The organism is Amycolatopsis sp. NPDC004772 (genome assembly GCF_053601215.1).
In genome coordinates, this window is the sequence record NZ_JBSGBK010000065.1 from 41,903 (window position 1) to 52,552 (window position 10,650).

Here is a 10,650-nt window from a genome sequence, read left to right on the forward strand (position 1 = left end):
TCACCATGCGCGGCCGAGGTCGGCGTGCTGCCGGATCCAGGCGTGCATGACGATCCCGGCCGCGACCCCGGCGTTGATCGAGCGGGTCGTGCCGAATTGGGCGATCGACACGGTGAGGGCCGACGCCGCCTGCGCTTCCGCGGAGAGGCCCGGCCCTTCCTGGCCGAACAGGAGGACGCACTCGCGCGGGAGCTCGGCCGTCTCGACCGGCTGGGAACCCGGTGTGTTGTCCACCCCGACGACGGCCAGCCCCCTCTCCCCGGCGAAAGCCGCCAGCCCGGTGACGTCGTCGTGGTGTCGCAGGTGCTGGTAACGGTCGGTCACCATGGCGCCGCGCCGGTTCCAGCGGCGGCGGCCGACGATGTGCACTTCGGCCGCGGCGAAGGCGTTGGCCGTCCGGACCACGGTGCCGATGTTGTGGTCGTGCTGGAAGTTCTCGATCGCGACGTGGAACGGGTGCCGCCGGGTGTCCACATCGGACACGATGGCCTCGCGGCGCCAGTAGCGGTAGGCGTCGACGACGTTGCGGCGGTCGCCGTCCCGCAGCAGCTCGGGGTCGTACCGCTCGTCCGCGGGCCACGCACCCGGCCACGGGCCGACGCCGACCTCTTCGCGGCTCACCCACTCGGTGGGTCCGGGTGTGGAATTCACCCGGTGATTGTCGCTCAGCCCAGGTGGACCGGGCGCACGTGGGTTTCCTCGTCGTGGCGGTGGCGCCACCGGTGGTAGACGCCGACGTACGAGTACGCGACCAGCACGACCGCGATGATCCCGATCGCCGGCAGCCACGACTGCGGGAAGACCGTGCCGTAGAGGTAGTAGGCGTTGAACCCGCCGGGCAGGTCGCCGAGGCCCTGCTGGTGGCGGAAGTAGTTCTCCAGCGCGGTGAGCGGGCACGGCACCGGGGTCACGTTCACCAGCACGCCCCAGGCCGCGGCGAACATGTGGACGAAGATCAGCTTCGGCCAGCGCCAGGCGACGAAGCCGCCCAACCCGATGAGCGCCAAGGCCAGGATGTGCACCACGACGGTCACGTCGGCCAGGAACTTCGCCATCGCACCCCCTCCACCGATCCCCCTACCAGCGACTTTACTCCGCTACGCGGATCCGGCCGCCCTCAAGAGTGCCCCGGCGTGTGATTTTTAACCCAGCGGAGCAACCCATTCACCTGCGCGGTGACGGAGGGGTTACACCGGGTGGGAATTCCGGTGGCCGCTTGACGGGGTACCGCGTCGGCTCCTCGTGCGGGTACTGGTCGGGCGCACCGTCCGGTTTCGTCCGGTTCGGGTCGGCTGGGCGTTGCGGTTCCGGCGGCTCCTCCATGCCCCGACGGTACGCCCGAGCCCACCGCCCGGCAGCCGGATTTCACTCGACGCGATCGCTGACGGCCGGCTCCTCGTCGCCCGCGATGTGGACGTCGGTGACGTTGATGTTCACCTCGACGACCTGCAGGCCGGTCATCTGCTCGATGGCCGTCACCACGTTGCGGCGCACCGAGCGCGCCAGCTCCGCGATGGGCACGCCGTACTCGACGAGCACCTGCAGGTCGACCGCCGCCTGCTTCTCGCCGACCTCCACCGACACGCCCTGGCCGACGCTGGCCGACGCGCCCGGGATGCGGTCGCGGAGGGCGCCGAACGCGCGGGCCGCGCCGCCGCCGAGGTCGTGCACGCCGTGGACTTCGCGCGTCGCCAGGCCGGCGATCTTCTGGACCACCGTGTCCGCGATGGTCGTGGTGCCCTGCTTGGTGACGAGTGCGGTCTCGGTCATGGTTCCTCCCTGGATGTCCTGCGCGGCAAGGCTTTCCGCCTTGTTCGTAGCTAAGGACACAAAGGACTGGAGACCCTCACTGTGACGTGGGTCTCGCGAACGCCGCGCCGTCGAGGTCGGTGACTTCCAGGCGCAGCCGCGCGTCTTCCCACGCCGTGCCGGCCAGCACCTTGCGCACGGCTTCGGCCGCCCGGTCGAGCAGCGGCGGGATGGGCAGCCGGGTCGCGATCAGCCGGATCCGGACCACCTCCGGGCTCAGGTCCACCGCCAAGCCGTCCCGGCCCACCGGCAGCACCGGGGTCGCCGGGCGGAGGCCGGCCACGTCCGCGAGGGCGCCGACGATCTTCTCGACGGCTTCGTCGGCGGTCACCGGGTTTCCGGCTCGATGTCCAGAATGGACACCGACACCTCGGCGACGACCAGGCCGGTCTGCTCGGCCACGACCCGCGTCACCGCGCGCTGGACCGCGCGGCCCACCGCGGCCGCCTGGTCGGCCGCCGCCGTGACCAGGTCGAGGTGGACCGTCACCCGGCCGTCGGTGGTGCGGACCCGGACGCCGTCCGACGGCGCCGGGTCGAGCCCCTTCCAGCGCTGCCGGGCCGCGCGCGTCCACGCCGTCACCAGGCCGCGCAGGCCCGGTTCGAGGCGCACCACGCCCGGCGTCGTGATCGCCGCCCGCGCCGCCACACTGGCGATCACCGGATCGGCGATGACGTAGTCCACGCTCATTCCCCTGGCCCCCCGACCGTGTCTTCCCCGGCAGTGTCTTCCTCGAAGATGTCGTCCACGAGCAGGTCGAGCCGCACCAGCGTCAGGCCCACCCGGGCCGCGGCCGCCGCGGTCACCCGCTCCCGCACCTTCGCCAACGCTTCGCCGCCCGCGGCGTTCCGCAGGCTCACCGCGAGGGTGAGGTCCACCTCGACCCCGCCGGGGCCGGTCCGCACCCGGCAGCGCCGCGCCCGGACGCCGTCGACCGTGTCGGCCGCGTACCGCAGCACGGCCGCCACCGCCTGCTCGCTGACCTCGACGAACCCGGGCTCCGGGGTGGGCAGCGGCACCATCGAGCCGCGCCGCACCTCGGCCCGCACCGCCGACATGATCCGCCCGAACAGGTCCGGTGACGGCGTGTCCTCCTCGGCCAGCAGCTCGGACGTCGCTTCGCGCAACGCCAGCAGGCTCTCACGCGCGGCCGCGCAGTGCGGGCAGGTCAGCTCGTGCTCGTCGGCTGCCGCGTCCAGCCGTTCCCACACCTGCTCGACATCGCGTTCGCAGGGCAGTTCGTAGTCCGTCATCGCCATGGCTTCATCACCTCCGCCAGCTGGGCACGGGCGCGCGCGATCCGGCCGCGGACCGCAGTCGCGTTGACGCCGACGATTTCGCCGATCTCGTCGTAGGACCGGCCGTGCACTTCGCGCAGCAGCCAGCACGCCCGCTGTTCGGGCGTCAGCTGCGCCAGCGCCGCGTTCAAGGCGGCGAGCTGGCTGCTCACCTGCGCGGCCCGCTCCGGCTGCAGATCGGCCCGCGGCGACTCGGCGGTGTCGAGGTCGACGTCGGCCTGCGGCTTGCGCGAGCGGATCGTGTTGAGACAGCGGTTCGTGGTGGCCCGGTAGAGCCAGCCGACGAACGCGGCGTCCTCGGTGAGCTGGCTCAGCTTGCGCCAGGCGTTCAGGAACACCTCCTGCACGACGTCCTCGGCGTCGCCGCGGTGGGCGAGCATCTTGACGGCGAGCCGGAACATCGGCCCCTGGTAGCGCAGCACGAGCTGTTCGTACGCCCGGACGTCGCCGTCCCGCGCGCGGCCGACGAGGGTCACGTCGTCGAGCGGCGTAGTAGTCGTCGTCACGGCACCTCCTCGCAGGGAGGACACCGGCGGGCGGAAAACGTCACGCAGTGATTCTGGGTGACGGAGGTCACCGGGGCGACTCCGTGAGGTTCACGCGTCGCGGTGGTCCTTCCGGCGCAGGGTGCCCCGCCGGGGCGCCGCCGGAACGGGAGGTGCGCCATGTCGCTGGGCGACAAGATCAGCAACAAGGCCGAGAAGCTGGGCGGCAAGGCCAAGGAGGCCGCCGGCGACGCGACCGGCGACGAGCGGCTGCAGGCCGAAGGCCAGGCCGATCAGGCGAAGGCCGGGCTGAAGGACGCGGTCGAGAACGTCAAGGACGCCGCGAAGAAGCTGTTCGACAAGTGAGCGGGGCGGACCGGGGACCTGCGCGGTCCCCGGTCCGGCGGCACTCAGTCCAGGCCGAGGTCGTCCTTGCCGAGGATGTACCGGTACTCCAGGCCTTCCTTCTCGATGGCCTCGCGCGCGCCGGTGTCGCGGTCGACGACCGTCACCACGCCGACGACGTTCGCGCCCGCCTCGCGCAGCGCCTCGACCGCCGTCAGGACGCTGCCACCCGTCGTGGACGTGTCCTCGACCGCCAGCACGCGCTGGCCGCGGACCTCCATGCCCTCGATGCGGCGCTGCATGCCGTGTTCCTTGACCGCCTTGCGGACGACGAACGCGTCCAGCACGACACCGTCGGAAGCCGCCGAGTGCAGCATCGCCAGCGCGACCGGGTCGGCGCCGAGCGTCAGGCCGCCGGCCGCCACGTAGTCCCAGTCCGCCGTGAGCTGGCGCAGGAGCTTGCCGATCAGCGGCGCGGCCGCGTGGTGCAGCGTCGCCCGCCGGAGGTCGATGTAGTAGTCGGCTTCCTTGCCGGACGCCAGGGTCACTTTTCCGTGCACCACGGAAAGATCGGTGACCAGCCTGGCCAGTTCGAGTTTCGCCGCTTGATCCAACCCGGGGTTCGCCACGGCCGTGAGTCTTACACACGGCCGGGATCACTCACCGACGGATGTGGCGTCGACCGCACGCCCGCGCGTCGCGGCCCAGGCCGGGACCAGGATCGCCACGAGCGCGAGCACCACGGCGATGGCGAGCACCGTCAGGTAGATCGCCACCGGGCCGGACGGCAGCAGCGAGCCGGTCACCACCAGGCAGAACGGCACGATCGCGCCGGCCGCGACGAGCGTCCCGAGCAGCACCGCGATGGTCGCGATCAGGCCGCCTTCGACTCCCGCCATGCGCAGCACCTGACCGCGGGTGAAGCCGCTGAGCCGCTGCACCCCGAACTCGCGGCGCCGCCGCGCGGTGGCCGTCACCAGCGTGTTCACCACGGAAATCACCGTGTACGCGAGGATCATCCCGACGAGCAGGTAGTTGACCCAGGCGCCGACCTCGTTGCCCTTCGCGTGCGCCGCGATCAGCGTGCCGCGGTCGCCGACGAGCACCGGCAGCCCGGCGGTCGCCTCGCGCAGGCGTGCCGTCAGCACCGCCGGGTCGACGCCGGGAGCGGCCTGGACCAGCAGCTGCGGGGCGAGCCCGAGGGTCGTGTGCGGGGCCAGCAGGTTCGCGGGCAGCACGAGCCGTTCGAACCCGGGACGCTGGTCGACGACGGCGGTGACCCGCACGTCCGCCGGCGTACCGTCGCCGAGCCGCAGCGACAGCGTGTCGCCGACGCGGTGGCCGAGCGTCGACGGCACCTCGACGGCGTTCCCGGTCAGCTCGCTGACGCCCAGCGCGGGCCGGCCGTCGTCGTGCTGGCCCGAGTCGAACGGCTTCTCGACGAACACCGTGCTGGTGACGTACTCCGAAGCACTCGCGACCCCGGGGGTGGCGCGGACCCGGCCCAGCACGGACGGGTCGAGCCCGCCCGGGCCGGCCACGACGGCGTCCGCGCGCAGATCCTCGGTGTAGGCCTGGTTCGAAACGGCTTCCTGGGTGGTCTGCAGGTAGATGTTGGCGGTCGCGATGCCGACCGCGAGCATGATCGGGGTGACCGCGCCAGCCGCCCGCACCGCGCCGACCCGGGTGTTGCGCAGTGCGACCCGGCCGTTGACGCCGGTCAGCGCCTCCACCGGCCAGCGCAGCAGCGTCGCCATCAGCTTCGTCACGCCGGGGCTGATCGCCGCGAGCCCGAACGCCCACAGCATCACCGCCGGGCCGGCCGTGCTGGCCGCGACCGGGCCGGTCATCACCGCGACCGTGACGATGCCGAGTGCCGTCCCGCCGCCGAAGCACAGGATGGCGGTGATCAGCCGGATCGGCGTCAGCCAGCGGCGTTCGACGGCGGCTTCGGCGAGCGCCTCGGTCGGGCGGATCCGCGAAGCACGGCGTCCCGCCACGAAGGCCGCACCCACGACGGCCAGCAGCGACGCGCCCGCGGCGACCACCGCCGGCACCCAGCCCTGCTCGAACCGCAGCACGTCGGGGACGACGTGGTGGTCGGCGAGCTGACCGAACAGCCACTCCCCGAGCACCGGGCCGAGCGCCACCGCGCCGCCGACGGCGAGCAGCGCGACGACCAGCGCCTCGCCGAGCACCATCCGCCGCAGCTGGCGCGGAGTGGTGCCGACCGCGCGCAGCAGCGCGAGTTCCCGCTGCCGCTGCTGCGTCGACAGCGTCAGCGTGCCCGCCACGACGAACACCATGACCATCGCCGAGAGCCCGCCCGAGACGGCGGCCAGCACGATCAGGTTCTCCCCGCTCTTGCCCGTCTCGGGGAACTCGAAGGCACCGCGGTCGACGCCGGTCGCCACCACCCCGGCGTCCCCGACGGCCGCGGTCACGGCAGCGACGTCGCCGCCGAAGACGCCGATGGTGTCGAACCGGCCCGGGTGCCCGGACAGCCGTTCGGCGTCCGGAGCCGCGAAGAACACGGCCGCGTCCCGCATGGGCTGCGGGGCTTGCGCGATCCCGGAGATCCGGAACGGGCTGACCCTGCCGTGCGCGGCGATCGGCAGCGTGTCCCCGACGGCGAGCCCGAGCCCGGCATCGACGACGACCTCGCCCGGCTTCGGGGCGGCGCCCGTCAGCGTGTACGGCGTCAGCACGGCGGAATCCCACGCGTGCCCGAGAGCGCTCGCGGCGCCGATCTGCGCCGGGAAGCTGATCTCGCCGACGACGCCGGTGACGCCGGGAACCGCGCGCAGGCGGCCGGCCAGCGCCGCGTCGAGCCGGACGCGCTCGGGCAGGGTCGCGTTCTCGAACTTGTGCTTGTCGTCGGGTTCGAGGGTCGCCGGGTCGTCCTCGGGCAGCTCGATCGTCTGCTGCCCGCCGACCACGATCGGCGCCGCGGCCAGCCGCTGCACCGGCGTCTCGGACCGGATGCCGGTCTCCATCAGGCCACCGCACGCCGAGACGACCAGCGCGCCGAAGAACACGGCGACGAACGTCGCCAGGAAGCCGCCCTTGCGCAGGCGGAGGGTCCGCAGTGCGAGCTTGAACATCAGGCCGCCACCCGGCCCCAGGCCCCGAGGTGGGTCATCCGCTCGGCGACGGCTTCCGCGGTCGGCCGGGCCAGCCGCCCGGCGATCCGGCCGTCGGCCAGGAACACGACCTGGTCGGCGTAGGACGCGGCGACCGGGTCGTGCGTCACCATGATCACCGTCTGGCCCGACGACCGGACGGAGTCGCGCAGCAGGCCGAGCACCTCGGCGGCGGTGCGGGTGTCGAGCGCGCCGGTCGGCTCGTCGGCGAACAGCACGGCGGGGTTGGTGACCAGGGCCCGCGCGATCGCGACGCGCTGCTGCTGGCCGCCGGAGAGCTGCCCGGGTAGGTGCTTGCGGCGCCCGTCGAGCCCGACGTGCGCGAGGATCCGCGCCACCAGCCGCTTGTCCGGACGCTTGCCGGCCAGTTGCAGCGGCAGCACGACGTTCTGCTCGACCGTCAGCGCCGGGAGCAGGTTGAACGCCTGGAAGACGAAGCCGACGCGGTCGCGCCGCAGCTTCGTCAGGTAGGTCTCGTTCTTCCCGTCGAGGTCCTGGCCGTCGAGCACGACCCGGCCGGACGTCGGCCGGTCGAGGCCGGCCGCGCAGTGCAGGAAGGTGCTCTTGCCCGAGCCGGACGGGCCCATCACCGCGGTGAACCCGCCGCGCGGGAAGGAGATCGAGACCCCGTCCAGCGCGACCACACCGTCGCCGTACTCCTTGCGCACGGCCTCGAGCCGGACCGCGTCGGCTGCCTCGTGCCACCCAGTTGTCATGGGGAAAACGCTATTGAGCGCACCCCCGGACCACCCTGGTGCGCGCGTGCGTCTTGCGGGTAGGGACAGCCCTACTCAGGTGCGGCCGCGGCCCCCGCTGATCCGGCGCAGCACCGCGCGCGGCAGCAGGCCGCCGATCGCGACGACGGCCTTGTACTGCAGGCTCGGCACGGAGATCACCTTGCCGCGGCGCAGGTCCTTGAGCGCCTCGCCGACCACCTGTTCGACACCCAGCCAGGCGATTTTCGGGCCGGCTTTCCCGATCCCGGCCCGTTCGTGGAACTCGGTGGCCGTGAAGCCGGGGCACAGCGCCATCATCCGGATGCCCTCGGGCAGCGACGCGGCGATGCCTTCGCTGAACGACGTGACCCAGTTCTTGCTGGCCGTGTACGTCGAACCGCGGCCGCTGAAGAAGCCTGCCACGCTGCTGACCTGGATGATTTCGCCGTGGCCGCGTTCGATCATGCCGGGCAGCACGGCCCGGGTGAGCCGCAGGACCGCGGTGACGTTCACGTCGAGCTGGCGCTGCAGCGCGTCCGGCGGGATGGTCCAGAAGTCGCCGTTCAGCCCGAAGCCGGCGTTGTTCACCAGGAGGTCGACCGGCCCGGCGGCGAGCCGCTCCTCGACCGCCGTCCGGCCGTCCACTTCGGACAGATCGGCGGGCAGCACCTCGACGGCCACGCCGTGCGTTTCCCGCAGCTCAGCGGCGTACGCCTCCAGCCGCGCGGCATCGCGGGCGACGAGCACCAGGTCGTATTTCTGGGCGGCGAGCGTGCGCGCGAACTGAGCCCCGATGCCCGCGGTCGCTCCGGTTATGAGAGCGGTGTTCATCCGGGGCTTCGCCCCGGGCCGGGGGCTCCGCCACCCGGACCCCCGATAAAGAAAACAGTGGTGGTCATGTGGGTGAACATACTCGCTGGTCACGGGTGGACGTGCGTTCGATTCGGCGGGGAAGTATCGTCCGCCGCATGGGTAAGCACAGCAGGCGCAAAAGCGGCTATCTGCCCAAAGTCGCCGCGGGCGCGGCGCCCGTCGCGCTGCTCTTCGCCGCCCCCGCCGCGGCGCTGGCGAGCCCGGCCGAGGTGACCCTGCCGATCGACCACCGCGACGACAGCACGTTCCGCCGCGACGTCGCGACCTCGGGCGAGGACGGCACGTCGGTGGTCCGCGAAACCCTGACCGCGACCCGCCACGACTTCCTCGCGAAGGAGATCGCCGGTGCGGTGCTCACCAACGACCTCACCGAGTCCGCGATCACCCGCCGCGAAGAACGGCAGACGGACACGACGGCCGCGTCGCAGGAGGCCGAGTCGCTCGCCCGCGCCGGCCGGCACACCCTGCGCCTGGGCGACGTCCGCGCGGTCACGGCGAACAACCAGCGGCTCGGCCAAGGCGCGTCCCGGAACCTGGCGCTGGCGCCCCTCGGCGGCGGCGCCGAGCACCGGATCGGCCTCGGCGAAGGCACGAGCCACGGCATCTGGCCCGCCGACGGCGTAGACGTCCTGAGCCAGAACGCCGAACAGCTGGACACGGGCCTGTACGGCACCTTCGCGGGCGACCTCCAGGGAGCGCTGTCGGCCCGCAGGTCATCGGGCCAAGCCGTCGACGTGGGCCGCTTCGGAGCGGTCGGCGCGACGTCCGAGCAGCACGCCACCGGCCAGATCACCGGCGTCCTGGACGTGGGCCAGAGCCACGAAGCGGGTGGCCAGCTGGGCCCGGCGTGGGGCCTGGTGAAGACGAGCCAGTCCCTCGGCCCGGCCGGCCCGGCGGGGTCGATCCGCGGCGACCTCGGCGTGGACCACGTGGTCCACGCCGAAGGCGGCACGACGTCGGTGCGCGGCACCCTGGACCGGTCGGTGACGCTCAGCGCGCTCGACCGGCCGGTGCTCGGCTTCTAGCTCTCGCTCGGCTTCGGTTCGACGTCCGCCGGCGGCTGCTGGGCCGGCGTCCCCGCCGCCGGGGTGCCCGGAGCCGGGGCCTGGGCCGTCGCCGGGGCCTGGGCCGTGGCCTCGGACGGGACCGGGGCGCTCGCCTGGTGGCGGCCCGCGTCGTAGTCCTCGTCGAACGGGTCGACGATGTCCGCGATCTCGCCGAGGTCGCGCAGCAGGCGTTCCAGCCGCGACGGCCCGGCCGTCGGGACCACGCTGGCCAGCACCCACTCGTTCTCCAGCCAGGCCACGCCGACGTCGCCGCCCAGCTGGTCGGCCGCGTCCACCAACTCCTGCGTGATCACCACGCGGGCGCCGTCCGCGTCGTCCGCGAAGGCGTAGCGGGCACCGATCGGGCCGAGCATCTCGGGCATGTCCGCGCGCTGGAACGGGACGCTGGACAGCCACATCTCGATCGGGATGCGGTGCTTCTTGTTGCAGCGCACCGCGACGACGACCGCGGGGATCTGGCCCTCGGTCTCGATGTCGAAGATGAACACCGGGCGGCGGCCGTCGGAAGTGAAGGTGGAGCCCGCGACGACGTTCACGGCCGCGTCCGCGCCGAAGTAGCCGATCGCGCCGTTCGACCACTGCTGCGGCAGGCGCTCGTCCTCCTCGACGAACTGCCAGCCGCGCAACTGTGCCCAGCGCATTCGCTCGCGGTTGCGCGAGCCCTCCTTCGCCCGGTCGGCCGCGAGCAGCCCCAGCCCCGCCACCAGGGCGACGGCCGCGATGACGAACCAGATCCACGCCGGAATACCCACGTCGGCCAGGGTATCGCCTCCTTACGCCGGAGGGATGATCGCCGGTACCCGTGTCGCCGGGCCCATTCGGAGCATTTTGCCCGGTCGCGGGTCGACAAATCGCCAACTCGCCATTGTGGACGCCCCCACCGTCGTGAGTGGTAAGGCGGGTTCTAACCCGCC

General features: G+C 72.7%; 14 protein-coding genes. 2 read left to right on the forward strand and 12 right to left on the reverse strand.

All coding sequences use genetic code 11. From position 1 onward, the window contains the following. The 7 genes from ACWEF6_RS30750 to ACWEF6_RS30780 all read right to left on the reverse strand — a co-directional run bounded on the left by ACWEF6_RS30750 (position 1) and on the right by ACWEF6_RS30780 (position 3,613). Positions 1 to 651, reverse strand: coding sequence for a TrmH family RNA methyltransferase (locus tag ACWEF6_RS30750; protein WP_449686133.1), 651 nt, complete (start codon positions 649 to 651; stop codon positions 1 to 3). A gap of 14 nt (positions 652 to 665) precedes the next feature. Next, on the reverse strand, positions 666 to 1,055 hold the full coding sequence (locus tag ACWEF6_RS30755) for a DUF2784 domain-containing protein (protein ID WP_449686134.1): 390 nt from the start codon (positions 1,053 to 1,055) through the stop codon (positions 666 to 668). 310 nt (positions 1,056 to 1,365) lie between these two features. Continuing rightward, positions 1,366 to 1,770: an Asp23/Gls24 family envelope stress response protein gene (locus ACWEF6_RS30760; RefSeq protein ID WP_449686135.1), complete on the reverse strand. Its 405-nt coding sequence runs from the start codon at positions 1,768 to 1,770 to the stop codon at positions 1,366 to 1,368. A gap of 76 nt (positions 1,771 to 1,846) precedes the next feature. Beyond that, positions 1,847 to 2,140 carry a hypothetical protein gene (locus ACWEF6_RS30765; RefSeq protein WP_449686136.1) on the reverse strand — a complete coding sequence of 98 codons (294 nt, stop codon included), beginning with the start codon at positions 2,138 to 2,140 and terminating at the stop codon, positions 1,847 to 1,849. Next, positions 2,137 to 2,499, reverse strand: coding sequence for an Asp23/Gls24 family envelope stress response protein (locus tag ACWEF6_RS30770; RefSeq protein ID WP_449686137.1), 363 nt, complete (start codon positions 2,497 to 2,499; stop codon positions 2,137 to 2,139). The genes ACWEF6_RS30765 and ACWEF6_RS30770 overlap by 4 nt, the downstream gene beginning before the upstream one ends. Continuing rightward, positions 2,496 to 3,068, reverse strand: coding sequence for an Asp23/Gls24 family envelope stress response protein (locus tag ACWEF6_RS30775; protein WP_449686138.1), 573 nt, complete (start codon positions 3,066 to 3,068; stop codon positions 2,496 to 2,498). The genes ACWEF6_RS30770 and ACWEF6_RS30775 overlap by 4 nt, the downstream gene beginning before the upstream one ends. Then, positions 3,059 to 3,613, reverse strand: coding sequence for an RNA polymerase sigma factor (locus tag ACWEF6_RS30780; protein WP_449686139.1), 555 nt, complete (start codon positions 3,611 to 3,613; stop codon positions 3,059 to 3,061). Before ACWEF6_RS30780 ends, ACWEF6_RS30775 begins: the two co-directional genes overlap by 10 nt. A gap of 159 nt (positions 3,614 to 3,772) precedes the next feature. Between ACWEF6_RS30780 and ACWEF6_RS30785 the strand changes: the two genes are divergently transcribed. After that, the gene (locus tag ACWEF6_RS30785) at positions 3,773 to 3,958 is read left to right on the forward strand and encodes a CsbD family protein (protein ID WP_449686140.1); all 186 of its coding nucleotides are present in this window, start codon (positions 3,773 to 3,775) and stop codon (positions 3,956 to 3,958) included. Positions 3,959 to 4,002: 44 nt separating this feature from the next. Here ACWEF6_RS30785 and pyrE read toward each other — a convergent pair whose 3' ends face one another. The 4 genes from pyrE to ACWEF6_RS30805 all read right to left on the reverse strand — a co-directional run bounded on the left by pyrE (position 4,003) and on the right by ACWEF6_RS30805 (position 8,627). Next, positions 4,003 to 4,566 (reverse strand): orotate phosphoribosyltransferase, encoded by a 564-nt coding sequence (gene pyrE, locus ACWEF6_RS30790; RefSeq protein ID WP_285457324.1) that lies wholly within the window; start codon positions 4,564 to 4,566, stop codon positions 4,003 to 4,005. A gap of 27 nt (positions 4,567 to 4,593) precedes the next feature. Continuing rightward, complete coding sequence (locus tag ACWEF6_RS30795; protein ID WP_449686141.1) at positions 4,594 to 7,041, reverse strand: ABC transporter permease; 2,448 nt, start codon at positions 7,039 to 7,041, stop codon at positions 4,594 to 4,596. After that, entirely contained in the window at positions 7,041 to 7,796 is a 756-nt protein-coding gene (locus ACWEF6_RS30800) for an ABC transporter ATP-binding protein (protein ID WP_449686142.1), read from the reverse strand. The genes ACWEF6_RS30795 and ACWEF6_RS30800 overlap by 1 nt, the downstream gene beginning before the upstream one ends. A 75-nt stretch (positions 7,797 to 7,871) precedes the next feature. After that, a complete protein-coding gene (locus ACWEF6_RS30805; RefSeq protein WP_449686143.1) occupies positions 7,872 to 8,627 on the reverse strand; it encodes an SDR family NAD(P)-dependent oxidoreductase in 756 nt (251 codons plus the stop codon). Positions 8,628 to 8,764: 137 nt separating this feature from the next. On the opposite strand from ACWEF6_RS30805, the gene ACWEF6_RS30810 reads away from it, so the two are divergent. Beyond that, entirely contained in the window at positions 8,765 to 9,694 is a 930-nt protein-coding gene (locus tag ACWEF6_RS30810) for a hypothetical protein (protein ID WP_449686144.1), read from the forward strand. Here the strand turns inward: ACWEF6_RS30810 and ACWEF6_RS30815 are convergent. Continuing rightward, on the reverse strand, positions 9,691 to 10,488 hold the full coding sequence (locus ACWEF6_RS30815; RefSeq protein WP_449686145.1) for a hypothetical protein: 798 nt from the start codon (positions 10,486 to 10,488) through the stop codon (positions 9,691 to 9,693). The two genes, ACWEF6_RS30810 and ACWEF6_RS30815, sit on opposite strands and share 4 nt — an antisense overlap. Positions 10,489 to 10,650: the final 162 nt, after the last annotated feature.